Annotated in this window: 13 protein-coding genes; 5 read left to right on the top strand and 8 right to left on the bottom strand. The window is 75.2% G+C overall.

Features of this window, described 5'->3' with window-relative positions:
• Positions 1-146: 146 nt before the first annotated feature.
• Positions 147-308 (top strand): hypothetical protein, encoded by a 162-nt coding sequence (locus AB0I11_RS05415; RefSeq protein ID WP_357313817.1) that lies wholly within the window; start codon positions 147-149, stop codon positions 306-308.
• A 79-nt stretch (positions 309-387) separates the two neighbouring features.
• Here the strand turns inward: AB0I11_RS05415 and dapE are convergent, their stop codons facing one another.
• Positions 388-1,461 (bottom strand): succinyl-diaminopimelate desuccinylase, encoded by a 1,074-nt coding sequence (gene dapE / locus AB0I11_RS05420; RefSeq protein WP_046568515.1) that lies wholly within the window; start codon positions 1,459-1,461, stop codon positions 388-390.
• 130 nt (positions 1,462-1,591) lie between these two features.
• On the opposite strand from dapE, the gene dapD reads away from it, so the two are divergent.
• Positions 1,592-2,551: a 2,3,4,5-tetrahydropyridine-2,6-dicarboxylate N-succinyltransferase gene (dapD, locus tag AB0I11_RS05425; RefSeq protein WP_357313823.1), complete on the top strand. Its 960-nt coding sequence runs from the start codon at positions 1,592-1,594 to the stop codon at positions 2,549-2,551.
• A gap of 147 nt (positions 2,552-2,698) precedes the next feature.
• Here dapD and AB0I11_RS05430 read toward each other — a convergent pair whose 3' ends face one another.
• Positions 2,699-6,043, bottom strand: a complete 3,345-nt coding sequence (locus AB0I11_RS05430; RefSeq protein WP_357313828.1) for a S8 family serine peptidase — start codon at positions 6,041-6,043, stop codon at positions 2,699-2,701.
• Positions 6,044-6,174: 131 nt separating this feature from the next.
• On the opposite strand from AB0I11_RS05430, the gene AB0I11_RS05435 reads away from it, so the two are divergent.
• Both AB0I11_RS05435 and AB0I11_RS05440 read left to right on the top strand, forming a co-directional pair.
• Complete coding sequence (locus AB0I11_RS05435) at positions 6,175-6,732, top strand: sugar O-acetyltransferase (protein WP_357313832.1); 558 nt, start codon at positions 6,175-6,177, stop codon at positions 6,730-6,732.
• A 94-nt stretch (positions 6,733-6,826) separates the two neighbouring features.
• Complete coding sequence (locus AB0I11_RS05440) at positions 6,827-9,418, top strand: hypothetical protein (protein ID WP_357313835.1); 2,592 nt, start codon at positions 6,827-6,829, stop codon at positions 9,416-9,418.
• Here AB0I11_RS05440 and AB0I11_RS05445 read toward each other — a convergent pair.
• The 5 genes from AB0I11_RS05445 to fdxA all read right to left on the bottom strand — a co-directional run bounded on the left by AB0I11_RS05445 (position 9,395) and on the right by fdxA (position 13,239).
• Complete coding sequence (locus AB0I11_RS05445) at positions 9,395-10,042, bottom strand: nucleoside/nucleotide kinase family protein (RefSeq protein WP_357313840.1); 648 nt, start codon at positions 10,040-10,042, stop codon at positions 9,395-9,397. The two genes, AB0I11_RS05440 and AB0I11_RS05445, sit on opposite strands and share 24 nt — an antisense overlap.
• The gene (locus tag AB0I11_RS05450) at positions 10,042-10,686 is read right to left on the bottom strand and encodes an SIMPL domain-containing protein (protein ID WP_357313843.1); all 645 of its coding nucleotides are present in this window, start codon (positions 10,684-10,686) and stop codon (positions 10,042-10,044) included. Before AB0I11_RS05450 ends, AB0I11_RS05445 begins: the two co-directional genes overlap by 1 nt.
• A 46-nt stretch (positions 10,687-10,732) precedes the next feature.
• On the bottom strand, positions 10,733-11,743 hold the full coding sequence (locus AB0I11_RS05455) for a prephenate dehydrogenase/arogenate dehydrogenase family protein (RefSeq protein WP_357314446.1): 1,011 nt from the start codon (positions 11,741-11,743) through the stop codon (positions 10,733-10,735).
• A gap of 66 nt (positions 11,744-11,809) precedes the next feature.
• The gene (gene dapC / locus AB0I11_RS05460; RefSeq protein ID WP_357314448.1) at positions 11,810-12,916 is read right to left on the bottom strand and encodes a succinyldiaminopimelate transaminase; all 1,107 of its coding nucleotides are present in this window, start codon (positions 12,914-12,916) and stop codon (positions 11,810-11,812) included.
• The gene (gene fdxA, locus AB0I11_RS05465) at positions 12,913-13,239 is read right to left on the bottom strand and encodes a ferredoxin (RefSeq protein WP_007464872.1); all 327 of its coding nucleotides are present in this window, start codon (positions 13,237-13,239) and stop codon (positions 12,913-12,915) included. The genes dapC and fdxA overlap by 4 nt, the downstream gene beginning before the upstream one ends.
• A gap of 79 nt (positions 13,240-13,318) precedes the next feature.
• On the opposite strand from fdxA, the gene AB0I11_RS05470 reads away from it, so the two are divergent.
• Complete coding sequence (locus AB0I11_RS05470) at positions 13,319-14,269, top strand: GNAT family N-acetyltransferase (protein WP_357313849.1); 951 nt, start codon at positions 13,319-13,321, stop codon at positions 14,267-14,269.
• A gap of 13 nt (positions 14,270-14,282) precedes the next feature.
• On the opposite strand, the gene AB0I11_RS05475 is transcribed toward AB0I11_RS05470, so the two are convergent.
• Positions 14,283-14,747: a hypothetical protein gene (locus AB0I11_RS05475; RefSeq protein ID WP_357313852.1), complete on the bottom strand. Its 465-nt coding sequence runs from the start codon at positions 14,745-14,747 to the stop codon at positions 14,283-14,285.
• Positions 14,748-14,823 lie beyond the last annotated feature (76 nt).

Raw genomic sequence — 14,823 nt, forward strand, 5'->3', positions numbered from 1 at the left:
TAGTGGAGCCGGGCCGGCCGGGTGCGCAGGCCGGCGGGCCGGAGAAATTCTTCGGGATCTTGGGCAACGAATTCGGTCGCTCGTACGTCTTACTATTCACATACGGGGTATGCCCCGGCGCGTTGCCTTCGGGGGAGGAGCAGGCGTTGATCAGCAGCACCGAGATGATCCGGATCCGCCGACAGATGCAGCGGCGGATCCGCGACGTGGTGGCCGAGCGCCGCCGCGCCCGGATGATGGAAGCCCACCACACCGACCTCACCGGCGGGTCCAGCGAGACGGAGTCCCCGCTGACCACGACCGCCTGACGGCCCGCCGTCACCGGCCCGGGGGGCCCGCGTCACCGACGCGGGCCCCCCGGTCGCGTCTGCGGGGCCCGGGGGCGGCTCAGGCCGAGGCGAGCCAGCGGTGCAGGGTGGCCGCGCCGTCCCGGATCTTGGTCAGCTCGACGTGCTCGTCCTTGTGGTGGGCCAGGTTCGGGTCGCCGGGGCCGAAGTTCAGCGCCGGGATGCCCATGGCCGCGAAGCGGGCCACGTCGGTCCAGCCCAGCTTGCCGATCGGCGCCGCGCCCACCGCGGCCAGGAACTCCTGGGCCGGCGGGTTGTCCAGCCCCGGGGCCGCGCCGGCCGCCGCGTCGGTGACCGCCAGGTCGAAGCCGGCGAAGACCTCGCGCAGGTGCGCCTCGGCCGCCGCCGGGTCGCGGTCCGGGGCGTACCGGTAGTTGACCTCGATCTCGCAGCGGTCCGGGATGACGTTGCCGGCCACCCCGCCGGTGATCCGCACCGCGTTCAGGCCCTCGCGGTAGTCGCAGCCCTCGATGGTGACCCGGCGCGCCTCGTACGCGCCCAGCCGGCGCAGCACCTCGCCGGCGCCGTGGATGGCGTTCACCCCGTGCCAGGAGCGCGCCGCGTGGGCCCGCTCGCCGTGCGTGGTGACGATCGCCCGCATGGTGCCCTGGCAGCCGGCCTCCACGATGCCGTAGGTGGGTTCGAGCAGCAGCGCGAAGTCGGCCTGGAGCCATTCCGGGTGGGCCTGGGAGACCAGGGTGAGCCCGTTGTACCGGGACTCGATCTCCTCGGCCTCGTAGAAGAAGTACGTCACGTCGTAGCGCGGGTCGGGCAGCGTCACCGCGAGGTGCAGCGCGAAGGCCACCCCCGACTTCATGTCCGAGGTTCCGCAGCCGTACATCAGGTCGCCGCGCATGGTCGACGGGAAGTTGTCGTTGAGCGGCACGGTGTCGAGGTGGCCGGCGAGCACCACCCGGGAGGCCCGACCCAGGTCGGTACGGGCCATCACGGTGTTGGAGTGCCGGTAGGTGGTGAGGTGCGGCACCCCCCGCAGCACCTCCTCGACGCAGTCGGCGATCGCCTTCTCGTTGAGGGAGACGGACTCGATGTCCACCAGGGCGCGGGTCAGCGCCACCGGATCGGCCAGGACCTCGGGGGTCAACGGGTTCTGCATGTCTCGCACGGTACCGTCAGCAACGGTGAGCGCGATGAGGACGCGTTCCCGGACGCCCCGCGTGGGACGCGGCCGCGCGGGAATGCGAGGAGAGCTTGCGAGCCCCGCAGCCGCTAACGAAGGGACAGCTGTGACGACCGCACAATCCGCCTGGGGCATCGGCCTGGCCACGGTCACCGCGGACGACCAGGTGCTGGACACCTGGTACCCGACCGGCAAGCTGGGGCTCGGCGAGCTGCCCCTGGTGCCCGGGGAAGACCAGGCCGACGTGCTCGACCTGCCGCCCGGCGCGATCGGCGAGCGGGCGCTGCCCGGCCTGCGTACGGTCCAGGTGGTCACCGTGATCGGCTCGCTGGACGACCCGATCAAGGACGCCGCCGACGCGTACCTCCGGTTGCACCTGCTCTCCCACCGCCTGGTGCGGCCCAACGAGCTGAACCTCGACGGCATCTTCGGCAAGCTGGCCAACGTGGCCTGGACCTCGGCCGGGCCGTGCCCGCCGGAGCGGGTCGACGAGCTGCGGGTCATCGAGCGCGGCGCCGGCCGCCACCTGGCCGTGTACGGGGTGGACAAGTTCCCCCGGATGACCGACTACGTGGTCCCCTCCGGCGTGCGGATCGCCGACGCGGACCGGGTCCGGCTCGGCGCCCACCTGGCCGCCGGCACCACCGTGATGCACGAAGGCTTCGTCAACTTCAACGCCGGCACGCTCGGCGGCTCCATGGTGGAGGGGCGGATCGTGCAGGGCGTGGTGGTCGGCGACGGCTCGGACATCGGCGGTGGCGCCTCGATCATGGGCACGCTCTCCGGCGGCGGCACGGAGAAGGTGCGGATCGGCGAGCGGAGCCTGGTCGGCGCGAACGCCGGCGTCGGCATCACGCTCGGCGACGACTGCGTGGTGGAGGCGGGGTGCTACATCACCGCCGCCTCGAAGATCACCCTGCCGGACGGGCGGGTGGTCAAGGCCCGCGAGCTGTCCGGCGTGGCCGGGCTGCTGTTCTGGCGCAACTCGGTGACCGGCGCGCTGGAGGCGAAGCCGCGCACCGGCCGGGGCATCGAGCTGAACGCGGCGCTGCACGCCAACGACTGACGGCGGACGTGGGGCGGGCCGGGGGCAGGATTCCCCCGGCCCGCCCGCGTTCCGGGCCCACGGCGGGGAGACCGCGGGCCCGCAGCGGCGCCGTCGGCAGCTCCGGGGCGGGAGCGTCGGACGCCCGGCCCCGGAGCCGCCGGTGGCTCACCGCAGGCGGTACGCCTGGATGATCCGTTGGGTGACCGTGTTGCCGGCGCTGTCCCGGGCGCTGGCGCGCAGCGAGACGTGGCCCGGGCCGGCCGGATGCCGGACGGTCGCCGCCCAGCCGTCACCCTGCCGGCGCAGGTCCGCCTTCTGCCAGGTCCGCCCGCCGTCGTAGGAGACGTCGACGGTGAGCCGGGTGACCCGGGCGGCCGGCGCGCCGGGCTGGCGTTGCACCGTCACCGGGATGGTGAAGGAGCGGCCGGCGGGGGCGCTGTTCGTCACGCTCAGCGGCGGGGCGAACCGGACCGCCATGGCGGGCAGCCGGGCCCAGTCCTCGCCCGGCACGTGCCGGGACCGGAAGGTCCAGCTGGCCGCGACCTCGGTGCTCAGGTCGGTGAAGCTGCGGGTGGCGGAGGTCTCCACCCGGTAGGTCGCCGCCCCCGACGGCACCTCGAACTCGGCGTACCCCCCGGACGGCTGCTCGCCGAGCAGCGTCCCGTTCCGGTAGAGCGCGGTCCGCTCGGTGTCGGCGAGCGATCCGCCCGGGTGCCCGGCCGCGTCGCTGAACAGCGGCAGCACGACCAGCAGGGTGTCGCCGTTGCGGGTGATGCCCTGCTCCGGCCAGCGGGGCTGCGGGAAGGACGGCCCGTACGGCGCCGAGTTCCAGCTCTCCCGGTAGGTGCGGCCGGCCCGGTACCGGGTCGGCACCGACTCGAGAAGGGCCTGCGCGTTCAGCCAGCCGTCCTCGTCCCGGGTGCCGAAGTACAGCTCGCTGCTCCAGCCGGTGCGGGCGGTGCTGTGGTACTCGGTCCGCCGGCCGGGCACCGCGGTCGGCAGGATGAGCGCGGAGCCGCCGATGTTGTAGTCCGACTCCGGGAAGACCGACCGTTCGGCCTCCAGCCCGGCGTAGCCGCCGCGGAACGTGTGCGCCACGGTGGCCAGGTCCCGCTGCCGGTAGTGCCGGACGAACCCGGCCGGCATCCGGCCGGGGAAGAGTTCGTTCAGCGCGTACAGGTAGGGGCTGTCGGGTCTGCCGTCGGTCCACTGGCTGGCCAGGGCGGCGACGAACCGGTCGGCGGAGACGGCGGCGCCGAGCTGGCCGCTGTACAGCCCGTCGAAGCGGTCCGTCCAGAGCCCGAACCCGTAGCTCACGTCCTGGCCGAAGTAGGTGGCGGAGAGATCGATCAGCAGTGGGGTGGCCCCGCGCCGGGGCACGGTGGTGCGGATCGGCTTGCCCACCCGGGCGTCCAGGTTGAGCACCTGGTCGCGGTCCACCACCAGCTCGGGCCGGGCCAGCATGGTGGTCTGGGTCCAGTTGCCCTCCTCGTCGGCCCGGAAGATCAGGCTGTTGACCCCGTACCGGCCCTTGGGCACCCGGACCGTGGCGTCGCCGTCCGGGTCGTAGACGTCCCGGGGGAAGGCGAAGCCGGCGAGGTCGACCAGGCTGGTGAGGTAGTCGCCGGTGCGGGCTCCGGCCCGGTCCCGGTGCCGGAGCGTCAGGTTGTAGCTCTCCACCTCACGGTTCACCGCCAGCGGGGTGACCGCCACGGTGTCGCCGGAGCGGGCGACGATCCGCCCGGTCCAGTACCCGTCGACGGCACCGGCGCGGGTGTCCGCCGTGACCGTCACCTGGGCGGTGCCGCCGGCCGGCACGGTCAGCCGGGACACGCCGAGGGTGAACATGCCGGCGGGCGCCGGCTGCCCGGCCGGCCCGATCGCCTCGGTGCTCAGGTCGAGGGTGAGCGGGGCGGCCCCGGCGTTGCGGTAGGTGACCGTCCGGGTGATCGGTTGATCGTCGGCGTGCGGCCAGACGGCCAGCCCGAAGGAGACCCCGACCGGGTCGCTGGTGACCTGCTCGGTGATCGCGCGCGCCACGTCGACCCGGCCGGCGCCCTGCTGGTACGCGGTCTGCTCCGGGTGCGGCTTCGCCGAGGCCATCAGGGTCGCCTTGAGCTGGCCGGCCGCCCAGCCCGGGTGTTGCTGGGCCAGCAGGGCCGCGGCGCCGACCACGTGCGGGGTGGCCATCGAGGTGCCGGAGAGCGAGACGTACCGCTCCCCCACCGGGTCGCCGATCCGGCCGTGCGCGGCGCGGGCCGCGACGATCTCCACGCCGGGCGCGGTGAGGTCCGGCTTCAGGCCGTCGTCGCCGATCCGTGGTCCCCGGCTGGAGAAGTCGGCGAGGTTGTCGTCGCGGTCGACGGCGCCCACGGCGAGCGCCGCGTCGGCGCTGGCCGGTGAGCCGACCGAGCCGTCCATGCCGTCGTTTCCGGCGGCGGTGACGAAGAGCGCGCCGGTCTGCGCGGTGAGCGTCTGCACGGCCTGCTCCAGCGGGTCCACCTCGGGGGTGTCCCAGCCGCTGAGGCTCATGTTGACCACGGTGGCGCGCTTCTCGACGGCGGCCCACTCCATGCCGGCCAGGATCGCCGAGTCGGCGCAGCCCTCGTCCTCGCAGACCTTGCCGGAGAGCAGGGTGGCGTCCGGGGCCACGCCCCGGTACCGCCCACCGGAGGCCGCGCCGCTGCCGCCGATGATCGACGCGACGTGGGTGCCGTGCCCGACGGTGTCGTCCGCGTCCGGCGCGGCGCTGAAGTTGCGCGCGTCGGCGACCCGGCCGGCCAGGTCCGGGTGGGTGGCGTCGACGCCGGTGTCGAGGACGGCCACGGTGACGCCCCGACCGGTGAACCCGGCGGCCCAGGCGGCCGGCGTGCCGATCTGCGGCACGCTGTGGTCCAGGGTGATCTTCCGTTTCCCGTCCAGCCAGATCCGGTCGACGCCCCCCGCCGCCTCGACCCGGGCACCGGCGCGCCCGGCCGTGAGGGCCCGCCAGGCCGTCCCGGCCTCCGCCTTCGGCGCGGTGAGCGCCGCGCCGCGGATCGCCGGCAGGTCGCGGGTCACCCGGGTGCCGGCCGGTGCGGCGGTGCCGCGCCGGGCAAGCCCCTCGGGGTACGACACCAGCAGCGGGAGGCTGTCCCGCCGGGCGTCGTCGTAGCCGGACGCGATCAGCTCGGTGACGTCGAAGAGCCGCCGGTCGACCCGGCCGGCCCGGATCAGCGGCAGCGCGTCGCGCGGCACCACGGAGAGGTGGCCCCGGTCCCGGCCGACCAGGAACCCGATGCCGTCCCGCCCGGGGCCCGGACGGACCGCGGCCCGGTCGCCGCCGGTGACGGTGATCCGGTCACCGGTGAGCAGGGTGACGGTGACCGGACGGGCACCGGCCGGTGCGGCGGGCCGGGCGGCGGGGCCGGTACGCCGCGCCTCGGGCGCCGCGGCGGCCCAGCCCGGCGTGCCGAGCACCAGGGCGGCGGCGAGGCCGGCGGCGGTCAGTTTTCTTCTCGTTCGGCGCAACGCATTCCTCCTTCGGAGCGTCTTCATCGATGAGAGAGGCATCGATGCGAATCGCCAGGATTACATACCTGGTATGCATAAGGAAGTCGGCAAGCCGACTGAATCCCGGCCGGAACGGGCAGAATCGTCCGATGACCTCCATGAAGGACCGGATGCTCGCCGGCGAGCCGTACCGCGCCGAAGGCCCGGAGATCGAGGCCGACCTGGACCGGGCGGCACGGCGCACCGAACGCTTCAACACCAGCCCCGCCGCCGACCCCGCGGCCCGGCTCGCCGCGCTGCGCGACCTGCTCGGCTCGCTCGGCGAGGACGCCTGGATCCGGCCACCGTTGCACTGCGACTACGGCTGGCAGACCCACGTCGGGCCGCGCACCTTCGTCAACTTCAACGCGGTCTTCCTCGACGTCGCCCGGATCACCATCGGCGCGGACGTCCAGATCGGACCGAACGTGCAACTCCTCACCGCCACCCACCCAATCGAGGCGGAGGCCCGCCGGGCGAAGTGGGAGTCCGCGAAACCGATCACCATCGAGGACAACGTCTGGCTCGGCGGCGGGGTCATCGTGCTGCCCGGGGTGACCATCGGGGCGAACACAGTGGTCGGCGCGGGCGCGGTGGTGACCAGGGACCTACCCCCCAATGTGGTCGCGTTGGGTAACCCCGCTCGACCCGTACGAACCCTCGACTAGCCGTTCTACCTGCAAAAACATCGTTTCGTTCAGATGCAAAACCGTGCCGAAGGATGCACTCTGGGTAGTGAACGTCCGGCCTGGGGAGCGGATCATGGAACGCGTGCTGGAACTGCGGGTGCACGGGGTGTCCAACACCCCGCCCGCCCAACTGCTCGGCCTGCGCTCCGCCCCCGGCGACGGCGGACCGTACAGCCGGCTCGTCGCCGGCGGCGAGGTCACCGGCTTCTACCGGTCCAGCGCCGCCGGGCGGGACGACCCGCTCACCGTCGAGGCGTACAGCTGGGGGCAGTTGACCTCCGGGGCGCGGACCGCGCGGGACGTCGAGCGGGCCCTCTGGACGCTGCTGCTGCCGTTCACGCTGGCCAACGTGGCGCACTTCGCCCGCGCCGGCATCCCGCCCGACCTGCACTCGGAACGCTGGGCCAGCAGATCCGGCATCACCGCCTGGCTGATCCGGCTCTTCTGCCTGAGCCTCACCGGCACCCTGGTGATCACGGTGACCGGGGTCGGCGTGGACCTGATCGGCTGGCAGTGCGTCGGCCAGGACTGCCTGCGCCAACTCCCCGGACCGTGGGAGTGGCTGGGCAACGAGTGGTGGCGCCAGGACACCCGGGCGCTCAGCATCGGCCTGCTGCTGCCGCTGCTCCTGCTGCTCGCCCTCGGCGGCCTGGCCTGGCGCACCTACCAGTACGAGGCGCAGATGCCCGCCGAACCCCAGGTCCCGCCGGCGGGCGTGGACGGTACGCCGGACGCCCTCCCGCCCACCGGGCGGGCCGAACCACCGGAGAACCCGCTGCAGCACCCGAGCTTCTGGTGCGGGGAGGGGCAACTACGCCGGGCGGCCGTGCTGCACCTCAGCGCCGGAGCGGTGGTCGCCGCGGCCGTACCGCTGGCCGGGGTTGTCATCATGGACCCACCCCGTGGCCTGCGGGCCGCGATCGCCTGGCCCACCGTGGTGGCGCTCGCGGCGGTGCTGGCCATCGCCGTGGTCGCGCTGGGCCGGCCGGCGCTGACCCGTCGGCAGGGGAACATCCCGCTCGGTCCGTGGAGCGCCGCCGTGGCGCTGCTGGCCGGCCTCGGCGTGGCCGGCACCCTGCTGCTGCTCCTGCTCCCGGACGGCCCCGCCGGGCGGCCGCTGGCCAGCTACCGCCCGCCGATCGGCTGCGTCACCGACCCGGGCATCGCCGGCTGCCGGACCGACCGGTCCCTGCCCGGATACGACACCGCCGTCGCCTGGCTCGCCACCTGCCAGATGCTGCTGCTGGTCACGATCGGCGCGGTGAACCGGTCCGGCCGCCGAGGGCTGATCGCCCCGCTGGCCGGCGCCGTACTGCTCCCCCTCGGCGCGCTCTGGACCGAGTGGGGGCTGCCGGGCCTCCCCCCGGCGCCGGACGGGTCGCGGACCTGGCTGCTCGCCGTACCGGCGATCGCGGTGGCCGTCATCGGGCTGCTGCTGCCCCGGACCCGGCCCGCCGTACCCGAGCAGCCCCTCGGCCCGCACACCGACCTCGCCTGGGGCGGCCGCGGCCCGGCGATCATCGCCGGCTTCGGCTGGATGATGGCCATCGCCTACTGCGCCGGCCTGCTCTACTGGGTCAGCGACCGGCTCGACGACCAGGCCGACCCGAGCGGCGCGAGCCGGGTGGTGCCCCCGCTCGCGGTGTTCTGGGCCGGGCTGGCCTGCATGGTCGCCCTGATCGCGCTGCTCGGGCTGCTGGTCCGGGCCGGCCTGCTGTTCCGGTCCCTGCGCCGGGCCGAGTACGCGGCCCTGACCGCGGCGGCCCCGGCGCTCTCCGCGCACGAGTTGCGCCGTTGCCGGGACGTCAGCACGTTCCGGGCGCTGCACCGCCTGGTCGGCGAGCGGGCGATCCGGCTGGTCGGCTGCTACGCCACCGTCTCCCTCGTGCTGGTGACGCTCTGCTGCGCGGCCGCGCTCTCCCGCAACCGGCCCAGCCCGCAGTCGCCGGCCGGCTGGCAGGTGGTCATCCACTGGACCGCCAACCTCGGCGACATGCTGCTCGGCTGGCTGCCGCTCGTGGTGGGCGCCCTCGGGCTGCTGGTCTACCGCAACGACACGGTGCGACGCTCGGTCGGCGTCGTCTGGGACATCGGCACGTTCTGGCCGCGCGCCGCGCACCCGCTCGCCCCGCCCAGCTACGCCGAACGGGCCGTGCCGGAGCTCCAGACCCGGATCGCCGGCCTGCTGGCGCTCCCCCCGCACCACCCCGACCGGATGGCCGGGGTGATCCTCTCCGGGCACAGCCAGGGCGCGGTCATCTGCGCCGCCGTGCTCCTGCAGATGCCCCGCCGCTGGCGCCGGCGGATCTGGTTCTTCTCGTACGGCTGCCAGCTCACCCGCCTCTACGGCCGGGTCTTCCCCGCCTACTTCGGGCCGCCCCGGCTACGGGCCCTGGCCCGGGCGCTGAGCTGGGAACCCGGGCACGTCACCTGGACCAACTTCTGGCGCGGCACCGACCCGCTGGGCTGGCCGGTCACCGCCGGGGAACGCGACGTGCCGGTCGCCGACCCGGAGGCCCTGCACCCGAGCGGCGGCGAGGTCGCCGACCCGCCGATCCGCAACCACAGCGGCTACCCGGACGCGCCGGAGTTCACTCGGGAACGGGCCGTGGTCGCCCGGCTGCTGCGCCGCAGCATCCCGTCACCCCGGCAGCGGGTCGGCTAGCCGGACCACCAGGTCGGCGTGCCCGGCGGTGCCGGCGACCCGGGCGGCGTTCGTCTCGTCGCTGCCCAACGCCCAGGCCCGCGCCTCCGCCGGGGACTTCCCGTACGCCTCGTGCCGGGCGACCAGCCGGCGCACCCGCAGCTCGGCGTCGAGATCCAGGAACCAGGCCTCGTGCAGCAGCGTGCGCACCTCCTCCCACGGGTCGTCCCGCAGCAGCAGGTAGTTGCCCTCGGTCACCACCAGCCGCACCTCGGGCGGCACCTCGATCGCCCCGGCGACCGGCTCCTCCAGGTCCCGGCGGAACTCCGGCGCCCAGACCGAGGTCGGTTCCAGCCGCCGCAGCCGGCGCAGGGTGGAGACGTACCCGTTGACGTCGAAGGTGTCCGGGGCGCCCTTGCGCCCGGCCCGCCCCAGCCGGGCCAGCGCCGACTGGGCCAGGTGGAACCCGTCCATCGGCACCAGCCGGGCCGCCGGGCCCACCTCGGCGGCGATCCGCTCGGCCAGGGTGGACTTGCCCGCCCCGGGCGCGCCAGCGATGCCGAGCAGCTGCCGCGGGCCGGCGTCGGCCAGGGCACGCGCCCGGGCCACCAGCTCGTCGAGCGGGAGCACCCGCGCCGCCGGCATCAGCCGAGCACCGGTTCGCTGATCCGGAACCGGGCCTCCACGGACGCCTGCACCGGCTGCGGGCGCGGATCCAGCTCCAGCTCGGGCGGGGCCTCGCCGCCCGGACCACCCTTCATGACCGCCCGGAGGACCATCGGTTGCGCGCCCGGACCGGTGTCGGCCAGCTCCAGCAGCCCGGTCACCCGGGCGCCGAGCGCCTCCGCGTACTCGCGGGCGCGGGCCAGCGCGTCGGCCACCGCGGCGTGCCGCGCCTCCCGGTACGCCGGGCTGTCCGGCCGCAGCAACCACCACGGGCCGGCCACCTCGACCTGGTCCTGGTCGGCCAGGCGGAGCATCAGCTCGCCGAGCGCGGTGAAGTCGGCGACCGTGACGGTGGTGCTCACGCTGCCGTGGTACGCCACCACCCGCTCGCTCGACCGCTTGGTCTCCGGCCAGACCCGCAGCTGGTCGGTCTCCCGCCGCGCCACCGCCGGCTCGGCCCCGTCGAGCAGCACCCGCACGGCGGCCGCCCGCTCGGCCAGCCGGGCCAGGGTGGCCTCCCGGTCGCGGTCCCGGGCGGTCGCGGTCACCGTGAAGCGGGCCAGCTCGGGAGCGACCTCCCGGTACGCCTCACCGCGTACCACCACGACCGGTGCCTCCGCCATGCCCACCACCCTAGAACCTTCCTCAGCGCGGTGCCGGCCGCCCGGCTCAGCCCGCGGCGGGCCGGCGGGGCAGGTGTCCCGTGTAGGTCACCGCGCCGGCCGTCAGCCGGCAACCGGTCAGGTGGCCGCCCGCCGCGCCCAGCTCGCGCAGGTAGGCCAGCTCCCCCGCGTGGTCGACGCCGGCCAGGAACTCCCGCTCGTGGCGGTCGAAGGTGCGCTCCGCCAGCGCCGCGCGGGCGGCCCGCCCCTCGTCGAGCCGGGCGGTCAGCGCGGCCGGGTCACCGTCGCGCAGCGCGGCGGCGAACTCGTCGAGGACCGCGCGGACGGACTCCAGTCCGGCCAGCACCGGACCCCGGTTGCCGAGCAGCATGTTGGCGGTGCGCGGGGGCGGGCCGCCGGCCACCCGGGTGCCGTCGGCGAAGCTGCCGGCGGCGAGGGCGAGCACGGCGTCGCGCAGCGCCGAGCGCTGCACCGCCCCGGCGAGCGCGCCGGCCAGCAGGTGCGGCAGGTGCGAGCTGAGCGCGGCCGCCCGGTCGTGCTCGGGGGCGGACATCGGCACCACCCGGGCCCGGAACACCTCGATGAGCAGCGCCGCGAGCCGGCGGAACGCGGCCATCCCGTTCGGGCCGGGGCAGAGCACCCAGGCGGCGTCGAGGAGCAGCCCGGCGTCCGCGGCGGCCGGACCGGCCCGGTCGGCGCCGGCCATCGGGTGGCCGGGCACGAACCGGTGCCCGAGACCCTGCCCGGTGGCGGCCGCCGCCACCTCCGCCTTCGTGCTCCCCACGTCGGTGAGCACGCAGTGTTCACCGGTGGCCGCGGCCACCCGGGTCAGCATGCCGGGCAGGGTGGGCAGCGGGCCGCAGAGAAACACCACGTCGCGGCCGGCCACCGCCGCCTCGACCGGGTCCGGCGCCGGGACGCCCCACCGGCGGGTGTGGGCCCGCACGTCCGGGTCGGGATCCCAGCCGGCGACGTCCAGCCCGGCGTCGCGCAGCCGCAGCAGCAACGAGCCGCCGATCAGCCCGGTGCCGACCACGGCGGCCCGCACCGCGGCCACCGGTCGGTCGCCGGAGGCCGGGCCGTCCCGCCCGGTCGCGTCGCCGGTCACCGCCGCCGCCCGAGGTCAGTCCCGCAGCCGGTCGGCGACGGCTGCGACGTGTTCGTCGGACTCGGTCAACGCCACCCGGACGTGCCGGGCGCCGGCCGGACCGTAGAACACGCCGGCGGCGACCAGGATGCCCCGGCGGGCCAGCCAGTCGACGGTGTCCCAGCAGTCCTCGTCCCGGGTCATCCAGAGGTAGAGCCCCGCCTCGGAGTGCTCGATGGTGAAGCCGGCCGCGGTGAACGCGGCGCGCAGCCGCTCCCGCCGGGCCCGGTAGCGCTCCCGCTGCTCGTCGGCGTGCGCCTGGTCGCCCAGCGCGGCCACCATGGCGGCCTGCACCGGGGCGGGCACGATCATGCCCGCGTGCTTACGGATCTTGAGCAGCTCGGCCACCAGCGCCGGATCGCCGGCCACGAAACCGGCCCGGTAGCCGGCCAGGTTGGAGCGCTTGGAGAGCGAGTGCACCGCGAGCACGCCCTCGTACGAGCCGCCGCAGACCTCCGGCGCGAGGATCGAGACCGGCTCGGCGTCCCAGCCCAGCGGCAGGTAGCACTCGTCGCTGGCGACCACCGCGCCGCGCTCGCGCGCCCAGTCGACCACCTTGCGCAGGTGGCGCGCGGGCAGCACCCGGCCGGTCGGGTTGCCCGGCGAGTTGACCCAGACCAGGCGCACCCGGGGGGTCGGGCCCAGCGCGGTCAGCGAGTCGGTGCGTACCGTGGTGGCGCCGGCCAGCCGGGCCCCGTCCTCGTACGTCGGGTAGGCCACCGACGGCACCACCACCACGTCACCCGGGCCGGCGCCGAGCAGCGTGGGCAGCCAGGCCACCAGCTCCTTGGAGCCGATCGTCGGCAGCACGCCGAGCCCGTCCACGCCCGCGCCGCAGGCCCGGGAGACCCAGGCCGCGATGGCGTCCCGCAGCGCCGGGGTGCCGGCGGTGAGCGGGTAGCCCGGCGCGTCGGACGCGTCGGCGAGCGCCTGCCGGATCAGCGCGGGCACCGGGTCGACGGGCGTGCCCATCGAGAGGTTGATCAGACCGTCCGGGTGCGCCGCGGCCGTCGCGGCCGCGGCGTCCAGGGTGTCCCAGGTGAAGTCGGGCAGCCGCGACGAGACCGGCGCGGGCCGGTTCAGTGGCCCTCTCCGCGCGGCGGCTGGGCGGCCACGAACGTGGCGTCCTTCTCCACCTTGCCGATCTTGGAGGCGCCACCGGGCGAGCCCAGGTCCTCGAAGAACTCGTAGTTCGCCCCGGTGTAGTCCTTCCACTGCTCCGGGACGTCGTCCTCGTAGAAGATCGCCTCAACCGGGCAGACCGGCTCACAGGCACCACAGTCGACGCACTCGTCGGGGTGGATGTAGAGCATCCGGTTGCCCTCGTAGATGCAGTCGACCGGGCACTCCTCGATGCATGCCTTGTCGAGCACATCCACGCACGGCTCGGCGATGATGTAGGTCACCGGTCTTCTCCTCCGCAAGACTCGTCGCGATCACCCGCGACGGTAAGAGCCTAGTATCTCGCCGGGGAGGAGGTCGATCGTGCTCCGACAGCAGGATGTGGGACACCGGATCGTGGTCCGGCGGATTGTGGGGATTCGCGAAGGCCGACCGCTGTTCAGCGACGCCCTCGGCGAGCTCGTCGAGCTGAGCGAGACCCATATCACGCTCGCCACCGACACCGGCCGGCTCCGGGTGCCCGTCGGCGAGGTGCACCGCGCCCGGCGCGTACCGCCGGCCCGCCGGCCGACCGCCGCCGCGGTGATCGCCCTCGAACTGGCCGCCGACGAGGCGTGGCCCGCCCCGGTACGCGCCCGGCTCGGCGACTGGCTGCTGCGCGGCGCGGCGGGCTGGACCGGCCGGGCCAACTCGGCGCTGCCGGTCGGCGACCCGGACCGCCCGCTGCCCGCCGCGCTGGACGCGGTCGTGCGCTGGTACGCCGCGCAGGGCCTGCCGGCCCTGGTGAACACCCCGCTGCCGCTGGCCGGCCCGGTCGGCGCCGAACTGGACGCCCGGGGCTGGTCGGCCCGGCCACCGGTGCTGGTGCAGACCGCGGCGCTGGCCGCGCTCCCGCCCGGCCGGCCCGAGCTGCCCGCGGTCGGCCTCGCCGCCACCCCGTCGGAGGAGTGGCTGGCGATCGCCGCCGGCCGCAAGGGCGGGCTGCCCGACGCGGCCCGGCACGTGCTCACCGCCGTGGACCAGGTCCGCTTCGCCCACCTGCGCGTCGACGGCGAACTGCTGGCGGTCGGCCGGGGCACGGTCGCCGGCGACGGGCGCTGGCTCGGCCTCAGCCTGATCGAGGTGCTGCCGCAGGCCCGCCGGCGCGGCTACGCGGGCGCGGTGATCCGGGCCCTGGCCGACTGGGCACGGACCGAGGGCGCCACCCGCGCCTTCCTCCAGGTGGAGCAGCACAACACCGGGGCGGTCGCGCTCTACCAGCGGCTCGGCTTCACCACCCACCACACCTACCTCACCCGGGTCGCCCCGGCCTGAGCCGGCGCCGGGGTCAGCGGCGTACCACCCGGCGCGGCTTGGCGGCCTTCAGCTCGGCGTACCGCTTGAGCTGGCGGGACCGGTGGTCGCGGCCGAGCGCGGTGAGGATGAGGTAGCCGACCGCCACCCCGGCCGCCACGGCGGCCAGGTAGAGCCAGATCTGGGCGAAGAAGAGCCCGGCGCCCCCACCGAACGGGTTCTCCCCGACCAGCAGCGGCCCGACGAAGACGGTCAGCGCCAGGGCCACCGCGACCGCGCCGGCCAGGTCGGCCGACCACCGGCCGACCGGCCGGTCCTGCCCCCAGCGGAACGCCAGCACGGCCAGGATCAGCCCGATGACCAGGAACATCAGCCAGGAGACCCGGTCCGAGGCGGCATCGTCGTCCGGGAAACCGAACCTGATGACCAGCCGCGCCACCACGTTGACCAAGAACAGCGCCGCCGCCAGCACGCCGATCGCGCGCCACCGCTCCCTCATCGCACGCCTCCCGCCGTACGCCCGCCCCCACGGCGGGCTCCTGGCAGGAATGTCTACCACCGCCACCGGTGTCGCG

This window comes from Micromonospora sp. NPDC050495 (assembly GCF_040655175.1).
GTDB lineage: Bacteria > Actinomycetota > Actinomycetes > Mycobacteriales > Micromonosporaceae > Micromonospora.

Bases quoted from the DNA above. Each gene is read 5' to 3' on its own strand.
- dapE (WP_046568515.1), bottom strand. From the start codon at position 1,461: ATGCAGAACCCGTTGACCCCCGAGGTCCTGGCCGATCCGGTGGCGCTG.
- AB0I11_RS05435 (WP_357313832.1), top strand. From the start codon at position 6,175: ATGACCTCCATGAAGGACCGGATGCTCGCCGGCGAGCCGTACCGCGCC.
- AB0I11_RS05440 (WP_357313835.1), top strand. From the start codon at position 6,827: ATGGAACGCGTGCTGGAACTGCGGGTGCACGGGGTGTCCAACACCCCG.
- AB0I11_RS05445 (WP_357313840.1), bottom strand. From the start codon at position 10,042: ATGCCGGCGGCGCGGGTGCTCCCGCTCGACGAGCTGGTGGCCCGGGCG.
- AB0I11_RS05450 (WP_357313843.1), bottom strand. From the start codon at position 10,686: ATGGCGGAGGCACCGGTCGTGGTGGTACGCGGTGAGGCGTACCGGGAG.
- AB0I11_RS05475 (WP_357313852.1), bottom strand. From the start codon at position 14,747: ATGAGGGAGCGGTGGCGCGCGATCGGCGTGCTGGCGGCGGCGCTGTTC.